Source organism: Ferriphaselus sp. R-1 (genome assembly GCF_000746095.1).
Taxonomy (GTDB): domain Bacteria; phylum Pseudomonadota; class Gammaproteobacteria; order Burkholderiales; family Gallionellaceae; genus Ferriphaselus.
Window position 1 is genome coordinate 62,022 of the sequence record NZ_JQKP01000001.1, and the last position, 23,340, is coordinate 85,361.

Below are 23,340 nucleotides of genomic sequence, written 5' to 3' on the forward strand. Positions count from 1 at the left end.
TTCAGTACAGAGCCTGGTTCACCGAAGCGAGGTCGGCCTCGCTCAAGTCTCCCGCCGCTGCCTTGAGGCGCAAGCGGCTCATCAGGAAGTTGTATTCGGCCTGATACAGGTCGCGGCGGGTGGCATAGAGCTGCTGCTGCGCATTGAGCACATCCAGATTGGTACGCACGCCGACTTCCTGTCCGAGCTTGCTGGCATCCAGCAGGCTGCTGCTGGATTTGAGCGCCTGCTGCAAGGCACCGACCTGAGCGATGCCCGACTCCACGCCCAGATAGGCCTGCTGAGTCTGCAACTCGACATTGCGGCGGGCGGTCTCCAGGTCTTGCCGGGCGCGCTCGCGGTTGGCTTCCGCCTCGCGCCATCTCGACTGTGTCGCCATCCCCTGGAAGATGGGCACGGTCACTTGCACGCCGACGACGGTGCTGCGCACATCGCTACCCACCCCGAAGCTGCCGCCATTGGCATAGTTCTGGCCATAGCTGGCGACCAGGTCGGCGGTCGGCGCATGCCCGGCCATGTTGCGGGTCGCCTCCTTGTCGGCTAGTTCGGCACCGGCTTGTGCCGCCGTCACCTGCGGATTGTTCTGGCTGGCGGTCTCAATCCAGCTGCTCATCACGGCGGGTTGCGGCGGGTCGAGCTTCAGTTCCTGATTCAGCGCGCGCAGCTCATCGCTGGTCGAGCCCGTCAACTGCTGCAAGGCGCGGCGCTTGATCAGCAGATTGCTCTGTGCGGCGATCTGTTGCGAGTTGATCAGGTCATGGCGCGCCTGCGCCTCGTACACGTCCGTTACGGTGGCGCTGCCGACCTCGAAGTTGCGCTTGGCCTGCGCCAGTTGCTCGGCGATGGCGGTCTTCTGTGCTTCGGCCAGTTGCACATTGTCCTGTGCCATCAGCACGTCGAAGTAAGTCTGCGCTACGCGCAGTACCAGTTCCTGCTCGGCGGCGCGGAACTGTGCATCCGCGATGGCGACCTGCAGTTCCGACTGGCTGTAGGCGAGCCAGTTCTGTGGGCGGAACAGCGGCTGCACCAGCGATACGCTGTAGCCGTGACTGTTGTAGCGGCTGTTGTACGGGTTGGGCAAGCCGAAGCGGGCGTTGGTCGCAGAGTTGGTGACCAGATCGTTGAAGTTGCTGTTGGCGACGAGATTGACGTTCGGCAGCAGCAGGGCGCGGCCTTGCGTCAACTTCTCCTGTCCGGCCTGATGGCTGGCGCGGGCAGCGGCGAAAACGGAATCCTGACCTTGTGCGGCGTGATAGGCATCCAGCAGATCGACACCGTGCGCCCAGGGTGCGAGGGTCATGGCCAACAAAAACGAGATGGGCTTCAGCTTCATGGAGAGGTACCTATATAAGATTCTTCTAATACTACCAAATCGCTCGGCTTTGATGCAACTGGCGGCATTATAGCGATGAGCAACCCGAGGCGGCGAGGACGGGGCTATTTCAAAGCCGCGTAGACCATCCATACCAGCATCGCCATCAGTACCGCCGTGATGGCCATCAACCAGAGGTTGCGCAACTGCGTCTGGCGGTAATGCATGGCCAGCAGCTCTTCGAGCTGGTCCAGCCGCTGGTCGTGCAAGCGCTGGTGCAGCAGGCGCGGGAGTTGCGGCAACAGGGTCGCGTAGTGCGGAGCCTCTTCCTGCAAGGCTTTGACGAAGCCGCGCCAGCCGATCTGCTCGCTCATCCAGCGCTCCAGCCAAGGCTTGGCGGTCTTCCACAGGTCCAGTTCTGGATCGAGTTGCAGACCCAGCCCTTCAATGTTGAGCAGGGTCTTTTGCAGCAACACCAGTTGCGGCTGGATCTCGATGCCAAAGCGGCGCGAGGTCTGGAACAGGCGCAACAGCACGCGACCGAAGGATACTTCGCGCAGCGGTTTGTCGAAGATGGGTTCGCATACCGAGCGGATGGCGGCCTCCAGCTCGTCCACCCGGGTGTTAGCGGGTGCCCAGCCGGATTCGATGTGGACCTCGGCGACGCGCTTGTAGTCGCGGCGGAAGAAGGCGATGAAGTTCTGCGCCAGGTAGTGCTTGTCGGTGTCGGTCAGCGTACCCATGATGCCGAAATCCAGCGCGATGTAACGCCCGTCGCGCGCCACCTGCACGTTGCCGGGGTGCATGTCGGCATGGAAGAAACCGTCGCGGAACACCTGGGTGTAAAAGATCTCCACCCCGTCCGCCGCCAGTTTGGGGATGTTCACCCCGGCAGCGCGGATCTCGTCCACCTGGCTCACCGGGATGCCGTGCATCCGCTCCATCACCATCACCGACTCGGAGCACCAGTCCCAATAGATCTCGGGTACCAGCAACAGGCGCGAGGTGGCGAAGTTGCGCTTCAACTGGCTGGCGCTGGCGGCTTCGCGCATCAGGTCCAGCTCGTCGTGCAGGTGCTTGGAGAACTCGGCCACGACTTCGCGCGGCTTGAGTCGGCGGCCGTCGGCCCAGAACCGCTCCAGCAATCCGGCGGCGGCATCGAGCAGATCGAGGTCATGTTCGATCACGCGCGCTATGCCGGGCCGCAGCACCTTCACCGCGACCTCGCGCCCGTCGGGCAGCTCGGCGAAGTGGACTTGCGCTACCGAGGCGCTGGCGATCGGCGTTTCGTCGAAGCGGGCGAACACCTGATCCAGCGGTTTGCCGAAGTTGGTCTCCAGCAAGGCGATGGCCTGCGCGGACGGGAACGGCGGGACCTGGTCTTGCAACTTCGCCAGCTCATCGGCCAGGTCGGTTGGCATCAGGTCGCGGCGGGTGGACAGCATCTGGCCGAACTTGACGAAGATCGGGCCCAACGATTCGAGCGCCAGCCGCAAGCGTGGCGCGCGCGGGGTGTCGGTGTCGCGGAAGAACAGCAGCCAGTTGAGGGTGACGCGCAAGAACGCGGTGCGCTGGTGGGCGAGGATGAACTCGTCCAGGCCGAAACGCAGCACGACGAACAGGATCTTGAGGATGCGCAACAGTCGCATGGTTTATTTTGCGCCGGAGAGGCGGGACAGACGTTGTTCCAGGCGGGCCACATCGTCGCGCAAGCGGTCCACCTGCTGCACGAAACCGGCCACGTGCTCCGGCTTGGCCAGCAGCGGGCGCTCCTCCGTCCAGTATTCGGCCAGAGTCTGCGACAAGCTCAGCGCTGTGTCCCGTACCTGGCGATGCTTGGCGGCGGCGAGCCGTACGATGCGCTCAGCCGCGATGTCGCCGGTGATGCGGCTGATGTCCTCGGCGGCATCCCAGCGCAGATTGCGGCTGAGATAGAAAATCTCGGCCAGCAGTGCAGCATCGCCGGATGTCTGGATCTGGCCGTAGGCACTCTCGTCCTGCAGTGCCAGCCGGGGGAGCAGCGAAGGCGGTACGACGCACACGGCATCGGCGCTGGTGTCGGTCGCCGCCACGCTCAGCAGGCCGTCCGGACCGACGGAGCAGGTGACGGAGAACGGCGCGATGCGGAACTGTGCCGTCTTGCCGACGAACCGGGCCAGTCGAGGCAACGCCCAGCCGCTGCCCGCAAGCAGATGGTTGAGCGTGGCGACGACGGGCTGGCCGAGCATCATCAGTTGACTTGCTGGATACCTGCCAACAGCCACATCGACTTGTCGTCGCGCAGGTTCTTCTGCACATGCCAGACCTCGTCGAAGTGCTCCGGCGCAGCGCCGTTCTCCGACAGCTGGCCGCTCAGGCGTACGCTGGCGATGGCGATGTTGCCTTCTTCCACGACCTCGATCAGCTCGGCATTGACGCTGCTCACATCGGTCTTTTGCGGCGTGTCGTCGCGCTCTTGCATCTGCATCGAGATCTCGGCGTACATCTCCGGCGTGGTGTACTCGCGGATGTCGTTCAGATCCTTGCGGTCATTGGCCGCTTGCAGGCGGATGAACGAAGTCTTGGCCGAGCGCAGGAATGCCTCGACGGGGAAACCCGCCGGGATGCTCGCTGCGGCAGCCACCGGTGCGGTGGAGGTGCCGGTGCCTTGCACCGGTTCCATCGCCGGGGGCGGCGAGTAGGGCGCGCCAGCGCCTGCGTACTGCATCGCCGGTTGCTGCTTCTTGCGGAACAGGGAGATCAGGAACATCACGGCCACGGCGGCGAGGATGGCCATCAGGATGCCGCCCATCGCACCGCCCATGCCGCTACCGGCGAACAGGGCGCCCAGACCTGCACCTATCGCCAAGCCAGCCAGTGGCCCCAGCCATTTGTTGCCCGCCGGGGCGGGGGCAGGGGCAGGTGTTGCCGCAGGAGCAGGAGCGGCTGCCGGAGGGCGCTGCATCTGTTGCTGGTTCATGGTGCGCTGTTTACCGATACTGCTACCGCCCCCGAAACGCTTGGCCTCCGCAGACGCGGCGAACAGGCAAAAACAAGTGAGAGTCAGGGTGAGCAGCTTCAAGAAACGTATCATGTATTCCTCTACAGGTGAATGAACAAACGGCGCGCAGTATAGCATCGCTGCGCCCGCCTGCTGAATGCGATGGGCGCGACTCTTGCAGACGGGTGGGGAGGGTCAGGCGCTGGTTTCGCTGTTGAGTTGCACCAGCAGCAGGTCGGCGGCCTGTTCCAGTTGGGCCACGCTGAGCGTGCCTATGCACATCTCGGCGACCTGTATGCCTTCCAGTACGGAAGGGCGTTCACTTTCGGAGATCTCCCATATCCCGGTGGTGTCGCCACGTTGCCGGACGTGGTGCAGCACGGCGATGGCGGCATCCAGGATGGGGATGGCTTGCGGGGTCTTGGTCTGGCCGAGCTCCAGCGCGTAGCGAACGACGGAGACCGCCGCCGCCAGTCGGCTGAACGCGACCACGGTGAATTTCCCGGCGCAGGCGGACTGATAGGGCAGATGCATGTCCATCGCATAGATGTCCTTCATTCCTTGCGTGACAGGGACTCGGATCCGGCTACGCTTCTTCATGATGACTTTCCGTGGTTGGGTGATGGACGGCAAAGCTATCGGCAGGCGCGGCATAAGCTTTAGCGGTTGGGAAGGGAGCGGCGCTGAAAAGCTCCAATGAGCTGTCGGTTGCCGGGTGCGTAAAGGACAGGCGGCATGCGTGCAGATACAGCCGTTCGGCTGCCCGCCCCTGATACAGCGTGTCGCCGATGATGGGGTGGCCGATGGCTTGCAGATGCACCCGCAATTGGTGGGTGCGTCCGGTGACCGGCTCCAGCTCGACATGGCTGAGATCCGCTTCCGGCTCGTAGTGTCCGGCTCGGTAGCGGGTGAGTGAGGGCTTGCCCAGCTCGGCATCGACCTTGTGCCGGGGCCGATTCGGCCAGTCTGCTGCGATCGGCAGGTCGATCGCGCCGTACCCTTCCAGACGGCCTTCCAGGACGGCAACGTAGCGCTTGTTGACCTGGCGTTCGGCGAACGCCCGGGACAAGGCCCGCTGGATCTCGATGTTGCGGGCGAACACCATCAGGCCCGAAGTTGCCATGTCCAGCCGGTGTACGACCAGAGCATCAGGGAAATCACGCCGCAAGCGGGTCAGCAGGCAATCCTGCTTGTCCTCACCCCGGCCAGGCACGGCCAGCAGCCCAGCCGGTTTGTTCACCACCAGCAAGGCATCATCCTGGTGGAGCAGGTCGAGGGGGCGCGCAGGCGGTGGGAGGTAGGTCGGTTGGGAGTCCACGCTGGGATGCGATCACATCAGGATCACGTCGTATTGTTCCTGGCAGTACAGTGTGTCGACCTGCAGCGATACCGACTTGCCGATGAAGTCGGAGAGTTGCGCCAGGCTTTGCGATTCCTCATCCAGGAACAGGTCGATGACTTGCTGCGAAGCCAGGATGCGGTACTCGCGGGCATTGAACTGGCGCGCCTCGCGCACGATTTCGCGCAGGATCTCGTAGCACACGGTCTGCGCGGTCTTCACCTCGCCGCGCCCCTGGCAGGTCGGGCAGGGCTCGCACAGCACATGGGCGAGGCTCTCGCGGGTGCGCTTGCGCGTCATCTCGACCAATCCCAGCGCGGAGAAGCCGTTCACCGTGATGCGGGTGTGGTCGCGTGCCAGGGTCTTCTTGAATTCGTCCAGCACGGCATCGCGGTGCTCCTGCGTGTCCATGTCGATGAAATCGCAGATGATGATGCCACCCAGGTTGCGCAGGCGTAGCTGGCGGGCGATCACCTGCGCGGCCTCCAGGTTGGTCTTGAAGATGGTGTCGTCGAAATTGCGGCCACCGACGAAGCCGCCGGTGTTCACATCCACCGTGGTCAGCGCCTCGGTCTGGTCGAAGATCAGGTAGCCGCCCGACTTCAGGTCCACGCGCCGCGACAAGGCGCGCTCGATCTCGGCCTCCACCGCATACAGATCGAACAGGGGGCGCTCGCCGGTGTAGTGCTCCAGTCTGGGCAAGGCATCGGCCATGTAATCCTGGGCGAAGGTCTGCATGCGCTGGTAGGTGCCGCGAGAGTCCACCAGAATGTGGGTGGTGTCTTCGCTGACGAAATCGCGCAATACCCGCAAGGCGAGGTCCAACTCCTGATACAGCAGGGCCGGGGCGGCGTGGCGCTTGGCATCGTCCTGCAACTTCTGCCACTGGCGCTCCAGATACTCCATGTCGGCCAGGAATTCCTTGTCCGAGGCCGATTCCGCCATGGTGCGGATGATGTAACCGCCGCTGTGTTGTGCCGGCAGCAGGCTGACCAGCTTGTTTCTCAGCATCTCGCGTTCGGTTTCATCCTCGATGCGCTGTGATACGCCGATGTGTGTCTCCTGCGGCAGGAATACCACCAGCCGTCCCGCGATGCTGATCTGGGTAGACAGCCGCGCGCCCTTGGTGCCGATGGGGTCCTTGATGACTTGCGCCAGGATGGATTGCCCCTCGAACAGCACCTTCTCGATCGGCTTGGCGGCATCGCCGTTGTTGCGGTTCTCCCAGATGTCGGCCACATGCAGGAAGGCCGAGCGCTCCAGCCCGATGTCGATGAAGGCCGACTGCATCCCCGGCAGCACGCGCTTGACCTTGCCCAGATAGACGTTGCCGACCAGTCCGCGCTGGCTGGCGCGCTCGATGTGCAACTCCTGCACCACGCCGAGCTGCATCACGGCGGCGCGCGTCTCCTGGGGGGTGATGTTGATGAGGATGTCGTTGTTCATGGCACCGGATACCCGAAGTGTTCCAGCAGCTCGGCGGTCTCGCACAGGGGCAGCCCCATCACGCCGGAATAGCTCCCGGCGATGTGGCGGATAAAGGTGGCCGCGTGCCCCTGGATGCCGTAGGCCCCCGCCTTGTCCAGCGACTCACCGGTCAGCAGATAGCGGCGGATGCGTTCCTCGTTTAACTCGACGAAAGTCACCCGGGTGGTGGACAGGCGCAGCTCGCATTGGCCATCGCGCGCCATCGCCACAGCGGTCAGCACCTGATGCTCGCGTCCGGACAGTTGCCGCAGGATGTCCGCTGCCGCGTCCCGGTCATGCGGTTTGCCGATGATCTGGCCGTCCAGCGTGACCGTGGTGTCGGCGGCCAGTACCGGGAACGGCGGCAGATTGCGCTGCTGCATGATCTTCCAGCCGGCGGCGGCCTTTTCGCGGCAAACCCGCTGCACGTAGGTCTCGGGCGATTCGTCGGGATGCGGCGTTTCGTCCACGTCAGGCAAGCGCCCCGAATCGCTGCGCAGCAACAGCGAGCCGAAGTTCACGCCGATCTGCTTGAGCAGTTCGCGGCGGCGCGGGCTTTGCGAGGCGAGGTAGATGCGATGTTGGGTCAGGCTCATGGTCGGCTCATTCGCGATGGTAGGGGTGATTGTGCATGAGACTCCACGCCCGGTACAACTGTTCGGCCAGCAGCACACGCACCATGGCGTGCGGCAAGGTCAGCGCGGACAGGGCCAGCAGCTTGTGTGCCGCCCGTTTCACCGTATCGTGCAGGCCGTCGGCTCCGCCGATGATGAAGGCCACATCGCGGCCTTCGCCCATCCAGCCAGTCATCTCGTCGGCCAGTTTGCGCGTGGTCCAGGCGGCACCGCGTTCGTCCAGGGCGCAGACCAGCGCTCCTTGCGGCAGGGCAGCCAGGATGCGGCCCGCTTCGGCCTCCATGATCTGCTCGGTGGTCTTGCCGGTGGTGCGTGGCTCGGGCTTGAGTTCGATGAGTTCGATTTTCGCCTCGCGCGGCATGCGTTTGGCGTATTCGGCATAGCCGTCGCTGATCCAGCCCGGCATCTTGTGGCCGACGGAAACGATCAGCAGCTTCACGTCAGGCGGCGCGCGGCTGGTGCTGTTCGCCCCACAGCTCTTCCAGGTTGTAATAGGCGCGCACGGCGGGCTGCATGACGTGGACGACGACATCGCCCAGGTCCACCAGCACCCATTCGCCCGCGCGTCCGCCCTCGACATCGCGCGGACGTTCACCCAGTGCCATCAGCGCCTCGACCACGTGGTCGGCCAGCGCCTTGGTCTGGCGGGTGGATTGGGCGCTGGCGATGACCATGCGCTCGAACAGGGAGCTGAGTCGGCTGGTGTCGAGCACGGTGATGTGCTCGCCCTTGATGTCCTCCAGTGCGGAGACGATGGCGGCGGTCTTTTGTTCTACGGTCAACATGCGGGATAAAGCTCGTGGGTGTGGATGTACCAGGCGACACTGTCCGGTACCAGATAGCGCAGATTCCTGTGCGTCGAGACCCGGCGGCGAATGTCGGTGGCCGAGATCTCCAGCAACGGCATGTCCAGCGCCACGATGGCTCCGGCGGCCTGCTCGTGCAGCTTCAGTGGTGCGGGTGCCAAACGGGCGAAGTATTCGAGGCGCAAGGCCTCATCCGCTTCCAGCATGGCGTTCCCCAGCGGCAAGCCGGGGCGTTGCATCACCACGATATGCGCCAGTTCGAACAAGCGTGTCCATTGGTGCCAGGTGTGCAGTTGCAAAAAGGCATCGCTGCCCAGCAGCAGGCAGATGGGCTGCTGCGCCCCCAGTTCATCGCGCAGCGATTCCAGAGTGTGTACGGAGTAGCACGGCCCGGCGCGGAAGATCTCGCGCTCGTCCAGCGTCAGCCCCGGATTACCCTGCAAGGCCAGTCGCACCATCTCCAGCCGTTGTTGCGGGGTAGAGAACGGCTTGCTGCGATGGGGGGGCGTACCGTTGGGGATGAACCTGACCTGACGCAGGTCGCACTGTTCCAGTGCTTCCAGCGCCAGGCGCAGATGGCCGTGGTGGATGGGGTCGAAGGTGCCGCCGAGTACGCCTATGGGCCGAATGAGTGCGGGTGGGTTCACGGCTCAGTCGGCCAGCAGACTTACAGCACCAGACGACGCACGTCGGACAGCACTTGCGCCAGCGCGGTGGTGAAGCGTGCGCCGGAGGCCCCGTCGATGACGCGGTGGTCGTAGGACAGCGACAGCGGCAGCATCAGGCGCGGCACGAACTCGCCGTCCTTCCAAACCGGCTTCATGCTGGAGCGCGATACACCCAGGATGGCGACTTCCGGCGCGTTGATGATAGGCGTGAACGCCGTACCGCCGATGCCGCCCAGGCTGGAAATGGAGAAACAGCCGCCCTGCATCTCGGCGGCGGACAGTTTCTTGTCGCGCGCGCGCTGGCTGATCTCGCCCAGTTCCTTGGCCAGCTGCACCAGGCCCTTTTGGTCCACGTCGCGGATCACCGGCACCATCAGGCCGTCCGGCGTATCGACCGCCACGCCGATGTGGTAATACTTCTTCAGGATCAGCTTTTCGCCGCTGGCATCCAGCGAGGCGTTGAACTCGGGGAACTTCTGCAAGGCCATGACCACAGCCTTGAGCAAGAACACCAGCGGGGTGATCTTGATGCCTTGCTTGACGTATTCCGCGCCGATCTCCTTGCGGAAGGCTTCCAGTTCGGTGATGTCGGCCTCGTCGAACTGCGTCACGTGCGGCAGCATCACCCAGTTGCGGTGCAGATTCGCGCCGGAGATCTTCTTGATGCGCGACAGCGGTTGGCTTTCGATTTCGCCGAACTTGGCGAAATCCACCACCGGCATGTCCAGCAACTGGATGCCGCCGACACCCGTTGCGGTGCCGCGCGGGGTGGCGAGCGCCGCCTTGACGTAGTTCTGCACGTCGTCCTTGGTGATGCGTCCCTTGGGTGCGCTGCCCTTGACCAGCGACAGGTCCACGCCCAGTTCGCGCGCGAAGCGGCGGATGGATGGGCTGGCGTGCGATTTTCCGACCGGGGCTGCGCTGGGTGCAGAGGCGACCGGTGCGGTGACTGGCGCTGCAGGTGCCGCGACCGGCGCTGGAGCCGCCGCCTGTACCGGGGCGGGCGTGGGTGCGGCGGGTGCCGGAGCGCTTGCTGCCGGTGCAGCGGCTGCACCGCTGGCTTCCAGTACTGCGATCAGCACGCCTTCCGACACCTTGTCGCCGACCTTGACCTTGAGTTCCTTCACCACGCCATCGAACGGCGCGGGCACGTCCATGGTGGCCTTGTCGGTTTCCAGCGTGATGAGGGTTTCTTCGGCCTTGATCGTGTCGCCCACCTTGACGGGCACTTCGATCACGGCGACATCCTTGAAGCCACCGATGTCCGGTACTACTACCTGTTGTTCTGCCATGTTCCTGTCCTCCGCTTAAACCGTTACCGGGTTCGGCTTGTCGGGGTTGATGTTATAGAGCGCGATGGCGCGGCTCACTTCGCTGGCGGGGATGGTGCCTTCGTCGGCCAGCGCTTTGAGGGCGGCGACCACGACATAGTGGCGATCCACCTCGAAGAAGTGGCGCAGTTTCTTGCGCGTGTCGGAGCGGCCAAAACCGTCGGTGCCCAGCACGGTGTACAGCGCGGGCACAAAGGCGCGAATCTGGTCGGCGTAGCTCTTGATGTAGTCGGTGGCGGCGATCACCGGGCCGTTGCGGTCGGCCAGGCACTGCTCGACATAGCTGATGCGCGGCTCGGTCTCGGGGTGCAGCATGTTCCAACGCTCGCAATCCAGACCTTCGCGGCGCAGCTCGTTGAAGCTGGTCACGCTCCACACGTCGGAAGTGATGCCGAAGTCCTGCGCCAGCAACTCGCCCGCCGCGATGACTTCACGCAGGATGGTGCCGCTGCCCAGCAGTTGCACTTGCGGCTTGCCGCCTTCGCCCGGTGCGCGCTTGCCTTCGCTGAACAGATACATGCCCTTGACGATGCCGTCTTCCGCCCCTACGGGCATGGCCGGATGGGTGTAGTTCTCGTTCATCACCGTGAGGTAATAGAACACGTCTTCCTGCTCCACATACATGCGGCGCATGCCGTCACGCACGATGACCGCCAGTTCGTAGGCGAAGGTCGGGTCGTAGGAAATGCAGTTGGGGATGGTGGCGGCCATCAGGTGGCTGTGGCCGTCCTGGTGTTGCAGGCCTTCGCCGTTCAGCGTGGTGCGGCCAGCCGTGCCGCCGACCATGAAGCCGCGCGCGCGCAGGTCGCCCGCCGCCCAGGCCATGTCGCCGATGCGCTGGAAGCCGAACATCGAGTAGTAGATGTAGAACGGGATCATCGCCACGCCGTGATTCGCATACGCCGTCGCGGCAGCGATCCAGTCGGCCATGCCGCCCGCTTCGTTGATGCCTTCCTGCAGGATCTGGCCGGTGCGGTCTTCCTTGTAGTACATCAGCTGATCGGCATCCTGCGGGGTGTAGAGCTGGCCCACTTGCGAGAAGATGCCGAGCTGGCGGAACATGCCTTCCATACCGAAGGTGCGCGATTCATCCGGCACGATGGGCACCACTTGCTTGCCGATCTGCTTGTCCTTGACCAGGCCGCTCAGCAGGCGCACGAAGGCCATGGTGGTGGAGATCTCACGGCCATCGGTACCCTTCAGCAGGCCGTCGAATGCCTCGCTGGCCGGCATCGGCAGCGGACTGGCCACCGGGCGACGGGCGGGCACTGCGCCCATCACGGCGTTGCGTTCGCGCAGATATTTGGCTTCCAGGCTGTCTTCCGCCGGGCGCACGAAGGGGATGCTGGTCAGCTGCTCGTCGGTGACCGGGATGTTGAAACGGTCACGGAAGGCGCGCAGCGACTCTCCATCCATTTTCTTCTGCTGGTGGGTCGGGTTTTGCGCCTCACCGGAGGAACCCATGCCGTAGCCCTTCACCGTCTTGGCCAGGATCACGGTCGGTTTGCCGTTGCTCTTGCTGGCTTCCGCGTAGGCCGCGAACACCTTGTGCGGATCATGGCCGCCTCGGTTCAAGCGCCAGATCTCGTCGTCGGACATGTCCGCGACCAGCTCCAGCAGCTCGGGATACTTGCCGAAGAAATACTTGCGTACGTAAGCGCCGTCCTTGGATTTGTAGGTCTGGTACTCGCCGTCCACCACTTCCTGCATGCGCTTGAGCAGCAGGCCGCTCTTGTCCTTGGCCAGCAGGCGGTCCCACTTGCCGCCCCAGATCACCTTGATGACGTTCCAGCCCGCGCCACGGAACACGCCTTCCAGCTCCTGGATGATCTTGCCGTTGCCGCGCACCGGGCCGTCCAGACGCTGCAAGTTGCAGTTGATGACGAAGATCAGGTTGTCCAGCTTTTCGCGTCCGGCCATGGAGATTGCGCCCAGCGATTCCGGCTCGTCGGTCTCGCCGTCGCCGAGGAAGGCCCAGACCTTGCGGCCATCGGTGCTGGCCAGGCCGCGATGTTGCAGGTAACGCATGAAGCGCGCCTGGTAGATCGCCATCAAGGGGCCGAGGCCCATGGACACGGTGGGGAACTGCCAGAAGTCCGGCATCAACCAGGGGTGCGGGTAGGAAGACAGGCCGCCGCCGTCCACTTCCTGGCGGAACTTGCGCAACTGCTCTTCGCTGATGCGGCCTTCGAGGAAGGCACGCGCGTACATGCCGGGCGAGGAGTGCCCCTGGAAATACACCAGGTCGCCGCCGTGGGTGTCGGTCTTGCCGTGGAAGAAATGGTTGAAGCCGACATCGTACAAGGTAGCCGCCGAAGCGAAGCTGGCGATGTGGCCGCCCAGTTCGGAAGATTCCTTGTTGGCGTTCAGGATGATGGCCATCGCGTTCCAGCGCATCAGCGCGCGGATGCGGTGTTCCAGCTCATGGTTGCCGGTGGAACGCTGCTCGCGGCTGACCGGGATGGTGTTGACGTAAGGCGTGGTGTCGCTGATCGGCATGTCGTCGCCCGCTAAGCGGGCGTGGTCGATCAGTTGGTCCAGCAGGAAGTGGGCACGCTCGGAGCCCTCGTTCTCCAGTACGGAACGGAGTGCGTCCAGCCACTCCTGGGTTTCCTGTGGATCGAGGTCTACAGTCTGCGGTTGTTGTGTCGACATCTTCATTTTCTCCAATACACTTGCCTATGCGCCTGCCCGTAGGGCGACGCAATCAATAATCTCGTTTTCGGTGACCAGACAGTCCACTTTGCGATCCGTCGGTTCCTGCGGAATGTTCTCCACAACTTGCAACGAAAACGCGGCGGCGACCAATGCCGGTCGATGTTTCAATCGTGCCAGCAGCTTGTCGTAGAACCCGCCGCCGTAGCCCAGTCTCGAACCGTCACGCCCGAATGCCACCCCGGGTAGCAGGATGAGATCGATCTCATCCAGATCGGCGAGCGCGCAATGCGCCGGGATCGGTTCGCGGATGCCATAGCTGCCGGGCCTTATCTGGGTCTCCAGATCATCCACACGATATACGTCGAGTTGTCGCGTGGTCCGATTCACGTACGGCAAAAGCAACTGCTTGCCATCCGCCAGTACCTGTCGCACACAGTCGTCGCTCTCGAACTCAGCACCAAAACTCATCAGGCCCAACACCGATCTTGCCCTGACGAAGTCGGGTAGTTTGGTGAATTTCCTTGTTATTTCAGTGCTATATCGCTTTCTATCCTGTAAGGAAAGCGCTTCGCGCCCGGCGATTATACGTTGCCTGAGGCCCTGCTTCATAGTCTGCATGGTCATGGTCGTGCTGCTGCTCGCGCCCAAACCTGCAAACTGTCGACATCTTCCAATATCTCGGCGGGAACTTCGCGGTAATTCTGCAGAGCCTGTTTGGGGGACGGAGCGAACACTTCGGCGTGATGCTTCAAGTACTCGGCCAGGGTCTCGGGGTGCGTCTTGAAATACAGGCGACCGTCGAAGACGATGCCGAAGAACGCTGCGCCCGAATACAGGCCATAGCCACCGAACATGCGTTTGCTGCGCAACTCAGGCAGGCCGGCGAGCTGCTCCAGAACAAAGGGAAGGAAGGAGTCGGCGGGCATGACTCGGGGCTAGCCCAGGAACAGGCGGTAGGCCGGATTCTCGCTCTCGTCCCAATATGGGTAGCCAAGGCCGTCGAGGAAGGCGCGCAGGGCATCCTTGTCGTGGTGCGGAACCTGCATGCCGACCAGCACACGACCGTAGTCTGCGCCATGGTTGCGGTAGTGGAACAAGCTGATGTTCCAGTTGTGGCTCATGCGATTGAGGAAGTTCATCAGCGCGCCGGGACGCTCCGGGAATTCGAAGCGGAACAGGATCTCGTCGCTGACCCCCGCCGAATGGCCGCCGACCAGATGGCGCAGGTGGAGTTTGGCCATCTCATTGTCGGTCAGGTCGAGCGCACGCAGCTGGTTCTGTTGCAGCGTGGCGACCAGTTTTGCGGTCTCGGCAGGGTCTTTCACCTGTACGCCGACGAACACCTGCGCCGCTTTCGGGTCGGCGTAGCGGTAGTTGAATTCGGTGATGTTACGATTGCCCAGCAGTGCGCAGAACTTGCGGAAGCTGCCTGGTGTTTCGGGGATGGTCACGGCGAGGATGGCCTCGCGTTTCTCGCCGATCTCGGCACGTTCCGCGACGAAACGCAGGCGATCAAAGTTCATGTTGGCACCACAAGCGACAGGGATCAGCGTCTTGCCTTTGAGTTTCTCGCGCTTGGCATACAGCTTCGCTCCCGCCACGGCGAGCGCACCTGCCGGCTCCAGGATGGAGCGCGTGTCCTGAAACACGTCCTTGATGGCGGCACACACGGCATCGGTGTCCACGCGCACGATCTCGTCCACGTAATGCTGGCAGACGCGGAACGTCTCCTCGCCCACCAGCTTGACTGCGGTTCCGTCCGAGAACAGGCCGACATCGTTGAGCTGGACACGCTGCCCGGCCTGAAGCGACTGGAACATGGCATCGGAATCATTGGTCTGCACGCCGATCACCTTGATGTCAGGGCGTACCTGTTTGACGTAGGCGGCCACCCCGGCGATCAGCCCGCCGCCACCGATGGCGCAGAAGATGGCGTGGACCGGGGCCTGATGCTGGCGCAGGATTTCCATGCCGATGGTGCCCTGGCCGGCAATCACATCGGGATCGTCGAAGGGGTGGACGAAGGTCAGCTGTTGTTCCTTTTCGAGTGCCAGTGCGTGACCGTAGGCATCGCTATAACTGTCGCCGAACAGCACGATCTCCACCGCACCCTGCCCGAAATGGCGCACGGCCTCGATCTTGAGTTGCGGTGTGGTAGTGGGCATCACGATGATGGCCTTGCAGCCGAGCCGATGTGCTGACAGCGCCACGCCTTGCGCATGGTTGCCCGCCGAAGCTGCGATGACACCGCGCTGAAGCTGTGCTGCGGTGAGTTGCGCCATTTTGTTGTACGCCCCACGCAGCTTGAACGAGAACACCGGTTGCATGTCCTCACGCTTGAACAGCACGGTGTTGCCGATACGGGCGGACAGATTGGGGGCGGCTTCCAGCGGGGTTTCGACTGCTACGTCGTAGACGCGGGCGGTGAGGATGCGTTTCAGGTAGTCTTGCATGGTTCGACGATGGTGACCGGATTGGCCGCAAGATTAGCAGGAATTGCTGCCTCCCCCAAGAATTTCGGGTATTCCACGGTTCCTAAAGTCGGTGATTCCTGCAATAATCCGAGCACAAATCATAAAGACAGCAAGGGATGATCCATGACTCAAGACGAATTGAAACAAGCCGTAGCCAAAGCGGCCATCGCATATGTTCCCAATGACTGCATCGTGGGCGTGGGTACGGGTTCCACGGCCAATTTCTTCATCGATGAATTGGGCAAAATCAAGCACAAGATCCGTGGCGCGGTCGCTAGCTCGGAAGCCTCGGCCAAGCGCTTGCAAGGTCACGGTATCGAAGTCGTTTCCCTGAACGATGCCGGTGAGTTGCCCGTGTATGTGGACGGTGCCGACGAGATCACCCGTCATATGCACATGACCAAGGGCGGTGGCGGTGCGTTGACGCGCGAGAAGATCGTGGCGGCGGCCAGCAAGAAGTTCATCTGCGTGTGCGATGCCAGCAAGCTGGTGGACGTGCTGGGCAAGTTCCCGCTGCCGGTGGAAGTGATCCCGATGGCGCGCAGCTACGTGGCGCGTGAGTTGGTACGCATGGGCGGACAACCGCAGTTGCGGGCCGGGTTCACCACCGACAACGGCAATCTGATCCTGGATGTCCATGGCCTGAGCATCCTGAACCCGGTGGAGTTGGAGACGGCGATCAATCACCTGCCGGGTGTGGTGACCAACGGCCTGTTCGCCCGCCGTCCCGCCGATGTGCTGTTGTTGGGCACCGCCGAGGGTGTCAAGACGATGACCGCTTGAGCGTCACGAAAACTTCATCTTGCAGCCATACACTTGCCGATTCGATCGGAAGTCTTGAGGAACACCATGATTAACAACGAACATACCTCGAAACAGTTTGATGCCGAACTAGAAGCGGTGCGCGCCCGCGTACTGCAGATGGGAGGATTGGTAGAGAACCAGATCCGGCTGGCCGTCGAGGCCCTGACCAATGGCGATGTCGACCTGATGAACCGAGTGGTAGCCGATGACCACCGCGTCAACGCGATGGAGGTCGAGATCGACGAGACCTGCAGTCAGATCATCGCCCGCCGCCAGCCTGCCGCTGGCGATCTGCGCATGGTGATGACCGTCATCAAGACCATCACCGATCTGGAGCGCATCGGCGACGAGGCGGAGAAGATCGCCCGCATGGCCAAACTGCTGTCGCAGCGCGAGCGCCTGAACCTGCCGCGCTACAACGAGATCAAGCATGCCGCCGAGATTGCGCTGGACATGCTGCGCAAATCGCTGGATGCCTTCGCCCGACTCGATCTGCATACCGCCGCCCAAGTGGTGCGTCAGGATGAGCAGGTGGATGAAGAGTTCCGCGCCATCATGCGCTACCTCATCACCTTCATGATGGAAGACCCGCGCACCATCTCCACCTCGCTGGAGATCCTGTTCGTCGCCAAGGCCATCGAACGCATCGGCGACCATGCCAAGAACATGTCCGAATACGTGGTCTATATGGTCAAGGGGCGCGACGTGCGCCACGTCACTGTGGAAGAGATCGAGCGCGAAGCTGCCGCCAGTTGAACGGGGCGGTAGCGTGTGCAACAGTCCGGTCCTGGCCGCGATCGATCTCGGTTCCAATAGCTTTCGACTGCAATTCGCCCGCGTCGAACATGGCCAGCTGGCACTGATCGACGGCCTGCGCGAACCCGTCCGTCTGGCAGGTGGGCTGGATGCCGATGGAAATCTTGGAGCCGCTGCCCGTGACCGTGCGCTCGCCTGCCTGAACCGCTTCCGTGAACTGCTGCACCAGATGGCACCCAGCGCGGTGCGTGTGGTCGCCACCAACACCTTGCGCATCGCCAGAAACTCCGCCGAATTCCTGCCTCAGGCCGAAGCTGCGTTGGGCTTGCCCATCGAGATCATTGCGGGGCCGGAGGAGGCTAGGCTGATCTACCTCGGCGTGGCACACAGCTTGCCGGACACCTCCGAGAGGCGTTTGGTCATGGACATCGGCGGCGGTTCGACGGAGCTCATCCTCGGCAGCGGCTTCAGCACTCATCGCCTGGATAGCCTGCAGTTGGGCTGTGTCGGCTACAGCCGCCGCTTCTTCCCCGAGGGGCGCATCACTGCCGCCGCACTGGCAAACGCCGTCAGCGCGGCCAGCGCAGTCTTGGCATCGGTCAGCGATGACTTCGCCCGCGCGAACTGGGATGTCGCCTACGGTTCGGCAGGCACCGCCTGTGTGGTCAGCCAGATCCTCAAACTCAACGGCTATAGTGACGGCGATCTGACCCGCGTCGCACTGGATGCGCTGTACGCACGCCTGATCGAGCTTGGCGATGCGTCCAGGCTAGACCTTACCGGGATCAAGCCGGATCGCATCCCGGTCCTGCCTGGCGGATTCGCCATCCTGTACGCCGTGTTCCAGACCTTGGGCATAGAACATATGTGCGCCGCCGAGAGCGCCTTGCGCGAGGGTGTATTGCAGGATCTGCTGAATGCATCGGGCTTGCGCAGCGAACGGGAGGAAACTCGTTGACATCCTCCGTCGTGCTCTTTAGGATGCGCAGCACGTTCGTTCTGTGAGGGTTCCTCGTGACTGATTTCGACACATCCGCAGCAAACAGCAAAGACGCTGAATATCTGGCCAGATTGCAGGACTACTATGCGGACTGGAAGAGCATCCCTTCTTACGCCAAGTTGTGCGAGATATTCGGCATCGCCTCCAAATCCTGGGTCAAGACGATACTGGAGCGGCTGGGTAAAGAGCACCTCATCGAACGAACCCCCGATGGAGTCTGGGTGCCGACCCGCTTGTTCTTTGCCCGTCCGCTGGCCGAATCCACCGTGCAGGCCGGTATGCCGGTGGCGGTGATGGCGACCCAGGCAGACTATATGGTCATCGACGAGATGTTGATCGAAGTGCCATCCAAGACCATCCTGATCACGGTCAAGGGCGATTCGATGATCGGGGCAGGCATCCACGAGGGAGATGTCGCCGTCGTCGAGAAGCGGCCCATCGCTAACATCGGAGAAATTGTCGTGGCCGTCGTCGATAACGACTACACCCTCAAGACGCTGGACAAGGAAGATGGGGAATTCGTCCTGCGCCCTGCCAACCCGGACTTCCCCGTGATCCGCCCGCACGGCTCGCTGGAAATCTTCGGTGTGCTGATCGGCCTGGTGCGCAAATACCGGCACTAGCTGCTGCCAGGTGGCCGGAGCTTACGGCAGCTACTTTCTCGGCTGGGCCTCTCCCGCAGGCCTGGTCATTCACATCGATCTTGCCCGAGCATTGCAACTCGGTGGTCCATTTCGTCGCCGAGTGATTGACCGCCTTCAAACACTGTGCCTTTCCCGATATGCGAAAAACTGCAGCAGTCTTCGGCAAGCTTGGATGTAACTTTAACTATGTATTTTTGGTACTTATATTTGCTTATTATCAGGAGGGTGATTTGTGTATATTTATTGCAAATTCAACTTTCTGCGATAAAAGCCGACAGGCTAGGCTAGAATCCGCGAGCCGAAGATCAGGTGTCGCGGCGCTCGGAGGGATGGATTATGAACAAGAAGTATCGAGTCTTGCTGGTGGATGACCATGTGCTGTTCAGGGAGGGCATGCGGGCGTTGCTTTCGCAAGAGTCGGATGTGGAAGTGGTGGGCGAGTCGGGTGAGGGGCGCGAGGCTCTGGAGCAGATCGAGAGTCTTCAGCCAGACCTGGTCCTGTTGGATCTCGCCATGCCCGGTATCAGCGGGATAGAAGTGATACGCAACGTCAGGCGCAGCAACCTACAGGTGCGCATCATCGCCCTGACCGTGCATAAGTCGGACGAATATATCCATGAGAGTCTGCGTGCCGGTGCCAATGGCTACCTGCTCAAAGAGTCGACCCATAATGAATTGCGCATCGCGATACGCAATGTGCTGCAGGGCAAGATGTACCTGAGTCCGGAAGTATCCGAGAAGGTTATCAACGGATATCTTGGTCAGGAGGGGGCGTACGGTGCCGGCCATTCTCGCGACACGCTCACCGCGCGTGAGCGCGAAGTGCTGAAGCTGATCGCTGAAAGTAACACCAACAAGAAGATCTCCGAGTGTCTGGGTATCAGCGTCAAGACGGTCGAGAAGCACCGGGCCAATCTGATGAGGAAGTTGGGTATGCGCAACGCTGCCGCGTTGACCGCTTATGCCATCGAGAAGGGCTTGGTGGTGCTGTAAGCGCTGACGATGAAATTCGAGCTCAAAGTTCTCAAGGGCAGCGAGAAGATCGGCTTGATCGCACTGGATGCGATGGACGCGGCGGATGCCCGTCTGCAGGCCAGAAATCAGGGCTACACGGTACTCAGCGCACGTCCGACGGGCTCTTTGGCGACACGCATCACCTCCGGGCGGAGCAACTTTCCGCTGGTGCTGTTCAGTCAGGAACTGCTCTCCTTGTTGACCGCAGGCCTGAGCCTGATCGAGGCGCTGGAAGCCTTGGCCGAGAAAGAGCGGCATGCCGACATCAAGAAGGTCTATGACGGCATCGTGGCGCGCCTGTACGAGGGGCAGACCTTTTCCTCAGCTCTGAATGAGCTGCCCGGCATTTTCCCGCCGTTGTACATCGCCACAGTGCGCGCCAGCGAGAAGACCGGCGGTATGACCGAGGCGCTTGCGCGCTTCGTCACTTACCAGTTGCAACTCGATCTGGTCCGCAAGAAGATCGTCAGCGCGTCAATCTACCCGGCACTGCTGCTGGGGGTGGGCGGGTTGGTCGTGGTCTTTCTGATGGGCTATGTCGTGCCCAAGTTCTCTGCCGTGTATGAGGGCAGCAACACCGAGTTGCCGTGGATGTCCAGCTTGTTGTTGCAGTGGGGAACGTTACTGGAGGCGCATGGCATGACCATGTTGCTGTTGCTGTTGTCCGTGGTGGCACTCGTTGCTTACACGTTGACCCGACCATCAGTACGGGAACGACTCCTGCTGCAACTATGGCGCATCCCCGCTCTGGGCGAACGCATGCACATTTATCAGCTCGCTCGTTTCTACCGTACTCTGGCCATGCTGCTCAAGGGCGGCACACCCATCGTCAATGCGCTGGGCATGGTCTCGGGTTTGCTGCAACCCAGTTTGCGGGCCTGCCTGGAACAGGCTACCACCAGCATACGCGAGGGGAATTCGATCTCGCATGCGATGGAAAGGAACGAGCTGACCACGCCGGTGGCATTGCGCATGCTGCGCGTGGGCGAGCGCACCGGCAATATGGGCGAAATGATGGAACGCATCGCTGCCTTTTACGATGAAGAGATGGCGCGCTGGGTGGAGTGGTTCACCAAGCTGTTCGAGCCTATCCTGATGGCGTTGATCGGCGTAGTGATCGGGGCCATCGTGATCCTGATGTACATGCCCGTGTTCGATCTTGCCGGGAACATCCAGTGACCTCAGGGCAGCCCGGTGTTTTCTATTGGCACTCCGCGGAGTAGGCTTTACAATCGCACCGCTCCACAGTTCTTACACATACCATGAACATCGCCTCAGGGATTTGCAGATGCTGAACCAGATCAAGCGCAGTGAACAACGTACCACGCTCAAACAACAACCCAAGGGGAAGTTCTGGCTGTTGTCCGATGAGGGCTGCTCCGATGTGATCTCGGTTCGGGACATCTCGCCGGCAGGCATCAGTCTGCAAGTCGATCGCTTCATCGACAAGGTTTCCAACGTGCGCGTGAAATATCAGAACGAAGTGGTGGACATGCTCGTCAATGGCATCGTGGTATGGAACAGCCCGGGTGGAGCCGATGCCGCAACAAACCCGGCGGCGCGAAACGATCAGTCATGCACTGTGGGTATCAACTTGCTCGGTCCCAACCTGCTGTATACCTTCATGTAAGCGAATGAACGGCGGCCCTCGCCGCCGTGCCTCATGGCGCGAGCCATTCAGAGTCTGCCACTACGCCTTTCCCCGCCGACAGGTCAAAACGCACGATGTAGCCGCCCTTGGAAGCGAAGCGCTGTCCTTGGGCCAGACTCAAATGCGGATAGCTGGTTGTTCCCCTAGGCGTGCCTGTGCGGTTGGTGCTGGCCTCCATCGCGACCAGATCGCGTGTGTCGCTCATCGAACGTCTTGAGGGATAGTGACTCCCCAAGTCACCTGCGCGGCCAAGCACGGCGCGTTCCCGCGCTTCCTGCTCCGCCTTGCCCGCCTCACGCTGGCCGAGCATGCTCTCTGCTCGTTCCAGCAGGTAATCCCGATACACGTTGTCCAGCATCTCGGCCAGCGTGTCGGTCAGGAAGTTGACGGCAAAATACGCTTCGGATTGCAGCACCTCGTCAACCAGAGGCAGCTTGCGTAATCTCATCCAGCTGTGGAAGTAAGCCAATCCGGTTCGCCGGTCTTGCGGCAGGGCGTAGGGGTAGAGCAGACGAGCCTGGCGTTTCCACAAGGGGGGCACAGGAGCGTTCTCCGCCCCGGCCAGGGTCGCCGAGAAGTAACTTGCGCCGACTGGCAGCATCGAGCTTAGCGTCGCCACGTCGGGAGCCTTGAGCCAGTACACTACACTGTCCTTGCTGCCTACCCCCGCCAGCGCCTTGCGCAGGCTGCCATCGCCATGCTCCGCGAGTGCCCGGTCTTCCACCTGTATGCCTGAGGCGGCCAGGCGATGCGCAAGCATCTGCTCCGCAACTTGTCCGACCTGCGCTGTGCGAAATACTTGAATCACCCGGGCTGGCTTCTTCTGCTGAGCGCCGAGGTGCTGCGCCAGCAGATCGGCCTCCAGCGCCAACCCACGGGAGAAATATATCGAATAAGGCGAGCCGTCCTGTTCCGGCAGTGGCACGCTGGGGAACCAGCAGGGGAGCTTTTCCTGTTGGCAGAAGTGGTGCACCGGTGCCCAGGTGTCGTCCGAGATACCCGAGATCAGGGCGAACACCGGATGTGCCCGGTAATGTTCCGCCAGCTGTGCCGCCCAGGTGTCCGCTGTCCCGGTCAGCTGCCATACATCCAGTTCCCAGGTGCGCTCGGTCCCCAGCACCAGCTCCGCCGATGTCACCATGTGCCGCCGACCACCGGCGCGGCTGGCCACCACGGTGCTGGCGTTCTTCTGGACGAACGCTGAACGTAGCACGTCGAGCAGGGCCTGTCGCCGTTCCGGTGTTACCTCCGGGGTGATGACGGTGGCGAAACGTATGCTGCTGGCGCTGACTCCGGGCGACCATGCGGAGGAAAGTTGCCGCAGGTAGGCCTCCAATGCCTGCATGTCGCGGTCACTCAGATGGAAGCGGGGCATGACCACATTCAGTTCGCGCCCGTCGCTGCCGACCCCGTTCTTCACCGCCAACGCGAGAGACTCCGAGGTGTAAGGCGTGTGGGATTGGTTGAAACTCTTGCGGCGACGCTGATCCAGCGTGGCCAGATTCTGCCCTTCCTGATCGAACAGGAAGTGTCCGCTGATGGGCGGCACCAACAGCGTCCCTTCGACTGCTCCCATGCCGCTGCGGCGGTGGCAGTTGGCACACGCGGCCTGAGCGCCGGAAACCGCCGTGCCGCCTGCGCGCTCAGCTTCCAGGGCCGCGCCCGAGGAGAGTCTGCCTTCGAGGTAGATCCGTCGCCCGATCTCGACCTCATCCCCGTCCCCGGCCCAAGTGGTCGGTGCGCCGAGCACCAGCGTGAACAAGGTCAGGGCGGAGACGCAGAGTCGTTGCATATGCGTGCG

General features: G+C 62.3%; 24 protein-coding genes. 7 read left to right on the plus strand and 17 right to left on the minus strand.

All coding sequences use genetic code 11. The annotated features are described in order from the left end of the window. Position 1: 1 nt before the first annotated feature. From DM08_RS00285 to ilvA, 16 genes are all read right to left on the minus strand, one after another. On the minus strand, positions 2–1,333 hold the full coding sequence (locus DM08_RS00285; protein ID WP_035382584.1) for a TolC family outer membrane protein: 1,332 nt from the start codon (positions 1,331–1,333) through the stop codon (positions 2–4). 104 nt (positions 1,334–1,437) lie between these two features. Beyond that, positions 1,438–2,961: a ubiquinone biosynthesis regulatory protein kinase UbiB gene (gene ubiB, locus DM08_RS00290; RefSeq protein ID WP_035382588.1), complete on the minus strand. Its 1,524-nt coding sequence runs from the start codon at positions 2,959–2,961 to the stop codon at positions 1,438–1,440. Between the two features lie 3 nt (positions 2,962–2,964). Beyond that, on the minus strand, positions 2,965–3,543 hold the full coding sequence (locus DM08_RS00295) for a ubiquinone biosynthesis accessory factor UbiJ (RefSeq protein WP_237560178.1): 579 nt from the start codon (positions 3,541–3,543) through the stop codon (positions 2,965–2,967). Then, positions 3,543–4,385 carry a Tim44 domain-containing protein gene (locus DM08_RS00300; protein ID WP_035382589.1) on the minus strand — a complete coding sequence of 281 codons (843 nt, stop codon included), beginning with the start codon at positions 4,383–4,385 and terminating at the stop codon, positions 3,543–3,545. The genes DM08_RS00295 and DM08_RS00300 overlap by 1 nt, the downstream gene beginning before the upstream one ends. A 102-nt stretch (positions 4,386–4,487) precedes the next feature. Beyond that, positions 4,488–4,892 (minus strand): hypothetical protein, encoded by a 405-nt coding sequence (locus DM08_RS00305; RefSeq protein WP_152555741.1) that lies wholly within the window; start codon positions 4,890–4,892, stop codon positions 4,488–4,490. After that, the gene (locus DM08_RS00310) at positions 4,879–5,610 is read right to left on the minus strand and encodes an RluA family pseudouridine synthase (protein ID WP_081908701.1); all 732 of its coding nucleotides are present in this window, start codon (positions 5,608–5,610) and stop codon (positions 4,879–4,881) included. Before DM08_RS00310 ends, DM08_RS00305 begins: the two co-directional genes overlap by 14 nt. A gap of 12 nt (positions 5,611–5,622) precedes the next feature. After that, complete coding sequence (gene rng / locus DM08_RS00315; protein ID WP_035382592.1) at positions 5,623–7,077, minus strand: ribonuclease G; 1,455 nt, start codon at positions 7,075–7,077, stop codon at positions 5,623–5,625. Then, on the minus strand, positions 7,074–7,694 hold the full coding sequence (locus tag DM08_RS00320; protein WP_035382594.1) for a Maf family protein: 621 nt from the start codon (positions 7,692–7,694) through the stop codon (positions 7,074–7,076). The genes rng and DM08_RS00320 overlap by 4 nt, the downstream gene beginning before the upstream one ends. Positions 7,695–7,701: 7 nt before the next feature. Beyond that, positions 7,702–8,172, minus strand: coding sequence for a 23S rRNA (pseudouridine(1915)-N(3))-methyltransferase RlmH (rlmH, locus tag DM08_RS00325; protein ID WP_035382595.1), 471 nt, complete (start codon positions 8,170–8,172; stop codon positions 7,702–7,704). Position 8,173: 1 nt separating this feature from the next. After that, entirely contained in the window at positions 8,174–8,518 is a 345-nt protein-coding gene (rsfS, locus tag DM08_RS00330; RefSeq protein ID WP_035382596.1) for a ribosome silencing factor, read from the minus strand. After that, positions 8,512–9,186 (minus strand): nicotinate-nucleotide adenylyltransferase, encoded by a 675-nt coding sequence (gene nadD / locus DM08_RS00335; protein WP_237560179.1) that lies wholly within the window; start codon positions 9,184–9,186, stop codon positions 8,512–8,514. The genes rsfS and nadD overlap by 7 nt, the downstream gene beginning before the upstream one ends. A gap of 20 nt (positions 9,187–9,206) precedes the next feature. Beyond that, positions 9,207–10,499, minus strand: coding sequence for a dihydrolipoyllysine-residue acetyltransferase (gene aceF / locus DM08_RS00340; protein ID WP_035382597.1), 1,293 nt, complete (start codon positions 10,497–10,499; stop codon positions 9,207–9,209). A gap of 15 nt (positions 10,500–10,514) precedes the next feature. Continuing rightward, positions 10,515–13,193 (minus strand): pyruvate dehydrogenase (acetyl-transferring), homodimeric type, encoded by a 2,679-nt coding sequence (gene aceE, locus DM08_RS00345; RefSeq protein ID WP_035382998.1) that lies wholly within the window; start codon positions 13,191–13,193, stop codon positions 10,515–10,517. 24 nt (positions 13,194–13,217) lie between these two features. Further along, positions 13,218–13,820, minus strand: a complete 603-nt coding sequence (locus DM08_RS00350) for a 5-formyltetrahydrofolate cyclo-ligase (RefSeq protein WP_035382598.1) — start codon at positions 13,818–13,820, stop codon at positions 13,218–13,220. Further along, positions 13,817–14,122 carry a TfoX/Sxy family protein gene (locus DM08_RS00355; RefSeq protein WP_035382599.1) on the minus strand — a complete coding sequence of 102 codons (306 nt, stop codon included), beginning with the start codon at positions 14,120–14,122 and terminating at the stop codon, positions 13,817–13,819. The genes DM08_RS00350 and DM08_RS00355 overlap by 4 nt, the downstream gene beginning before the upstream one ends. Before the next feature lie 9 nt (positions 14,123–14,131). Further along, positions 14,132–15,649 carry a threonine ammonia-lyase, biosynthetic gene (gene ilvA / locus DM08_RS00360; protein ID WP_035382601.1) on the minus strand — a complete coding sequence of 506 codons (1,518 nt, stop codon included), beginning with the start codon at positions 15,647–15,649 and terminating at the stop codon, positions 14,132–14,134. Between the two features lie 144 nt (positions 15,650–15,793). Here ilvA and rpiA point away from each other — a divergent pair, with 144 nt between their 5' ends. The 7 genes from rpiA to DM08_RS00395 all read left to right on the plus strand — a co-directional run bounded on the left by rpiA (position 15,794) and on the right by DM08_RS00395 (position 21,518). Continuing rightward, a complete protein-coding gene (gene rpiA / locus DM08_RS00365; RefSeq protein ID WP_035382602.1) occupies positions 15,794–16,453 on the plus strand; it encodes a ribose-5-phosphate isomerase RpiA in 660 nt (219 codons plus the stop codon). Between the two features lie 66 nt (positions 16,454–16,519). After that, a complete protein-coding gene (gene phoU / locus DM08_RS00370) occupies positions 16,520–17,230 on the plus strand; it encodes a phosphate signaling complex protein PhoU (protein ID WP_035382603.1) in 711 nt (236 codons plus the stop codon). A gap of 13 nt (positions 17,231–17,243) precedes the next feature. Continuing rightward, on the plus strand, positions 17,244–18,188 hold the full coding sequence (gene ppx / locus DM08_RS00375) for an exopolyphosphatase (RefSeq protein WP_051937682.1): 945 nt from the start codon (positions 17,244–17,246) through the stop codon (positions 18,186–18,188). Between the two features lie 56 nt (positions 18,189–18,244). Continuing rightward, entirely contained in the window at positions 18,245–18,853 is a 609-nt protein-coding gene (locus DM08_RS00380) for a LexA family protein (protein ID WP_035382605.1), read from the plus strand. Between the two features lie 357 nt (positions 18,854–19,210). Then, positions 19,211–19,867, plus strand: coding sequence for a response regulator (locus tag DM08_RS00385; RefSeq protein WP_035382610.1), 657 nt, complete (start codon positions 19,211–19,213; stop codon positions 19,865–19,867). Positions 19,868–19,876: 9 nt separating this feature from the next. Continuing rightward, positions 19,877–21,067, plus strand: a complete 1,191-nt coding sequence (locus DM08_RS00390; protein WP_035382615.1) for a type II secretion system F family protein — start codon at positions 19,877–19,879, stop codon at positions 21,065–21,067. Between the two features lie 109 nt (positions 21,068–21,176). Continuing rightward, positions 21,177–21,518 (plus strand): hypothetical protein, encoded by a 342-nt coding sequence (locus DM08_RS00395; protein ID WP_035382617.1) that lies wholly within the window; start codon positions 21,177–21,179, stop codon positions 21,516–21,518. 31 nt (positions 21,519–21,549) lie between these two features. On the opposite strand, the gene DM08_RS00400 is transcribed toward DM08_RS00395, so the two are convergent. Continuing rightward, positions 21,550–23,331, minus strand: a complete 1,782-nt coding sequence (locus DM08_RS00400; protein ID WP_081908703.1) for a c-type cytochrome — start codon at positions 23,329–23,331, stop codon at positions 21,550–21,552. Positions 23,332–23,340 lie beyond the last annotated feature (9 nt).

Bases quoted from the DNA above. Each gene is read 5' to 3' on its own strand.
- DM08_RS00385 (WP_035382610.1), top strand. From the start codon at position 19,211: ATGAACAAGAAGTATCGAGTCTTGCTGGTGGATGACCATGTGCTGTTC.
- DM08_RS00300 (WP_035382589.1), bottom strand. From the start codon at position 4,385: ATGATACGTTTCTTGAAGCTGCTCACCCTGACTCTCACTTGTTTTTGC.
- rng (WP_035382592.1), bottom strand. From the start codon at position 7,077: ATGAACAACGACATCCTCATCAACATCACCCCCCAGGAGACGCGCGCC.
- DM08_RS00400 (WP_081908703.1), bottom strand. From the start codon at position 23,331: ATGCAACGACTCTGCGTCTCCGCCCTGACCTTGTTCACGCTGGTGCTC.
- DM08_RS00395 (WP_035382617.1), top strand. From the start codon at position 21,177: ATGCTGAACCAGATCAAGCGCAGTGAACAACGTACCACGCTCAAACAA.
- DM08_RS00320 (WP_035382594.1), bottom strand. From the start codon at position 7,694: ATGAGCCTGACCCAACATCGCATCTACCTCGCCTCGCAAAGCCCGCGC.
- phoU (WP_035382603.1), top strand. From the start codon at position 16,520: ATGATTAACAACGAACATACCTCGAAACAGTTTGATGCCGAACTAGAA.
- DM08_RS00295 (WP_237560178.1), bottom strand. From the start codon at position 3,543: ATGATGCTCGGCCAGCCCGTCGTCGCCACGCTCAACCATCTGCTTGCG.
- rsfS (WP_035382596.1), bottom strand. From the start codon at position 8,518: ATGTTGACCGTAGAACAAAAGACCGCCGCCATCGTCTCCGCACTGGAG.
- DM08_RS00355 (WP_035382599.1), bottom strand. From the start codon at position 14,122: ATGCCCGCCGACTCCTTCCTTCCCTTTGTTCTGGAGCAGCTCGCCGGC.
- aceE (WP_035382998.1), bottom strand. From the start codon at position 13,193: ATGTCGACACAACAACCGCAGACTGTAGACCTCGATCCACAGGAAACC.
- ilvA (WP_035382601.1), bottom strand. From the start codon at position 15,649: ATGCAAGACTACCTGAAACGCATCCTCACCGCCCGCGTCTACGACGTA.
- ubiB (WP_035382588.1), bottom strand. From the start codon at position 2,961: ATGCGACTGTTGCGCATCCTCAAGATCCTGTTCGTCGTGCTGCGTTTC.
- DM08_RS00305 (WP_152555741.1), bottom strand. From the start codon at position 4,892: ATGAAGAAGCGTAGCCGGATCCGAGTCCCTGTCACGCAAGGAATGAAG.
- aceF (WP_035382597.1), bottom strand. From the start codon at position 10,499: ATGGCAGAACAACAGGTAGTAGTACCGGACATCGGTGGCTTCAAGGAT.
- DM08_RS00285 (WP_035382584.1), bottom strand. From the start codon at position 1,333: ATGAAGCTGAAGCCCATCTCGTTTTTGTTGGCCATGACCCTCGCACCC.
- DM08_RS00350 (WP_035382598.1), bottom strand. From the start codon at position 13,820: ATGACCATGCAGACTATGAAGCAGGGCCTCAGGCAACGTATAATCGCC.
- rpiA (WP_035382602.1), top strand. From the start codon at position 15,794: ATGACTCAAGACGAATTGAAACAAGCCGTAGCCAAAGCGGCCATCGCA.
- DM08_RS00390 (WP_035382615.1), top strand. From the start codon at position 19,877: ATGAAATTCGAGCTCAAAGTTCTCAAGGGCAGCGAGAAGATCGGCTTG.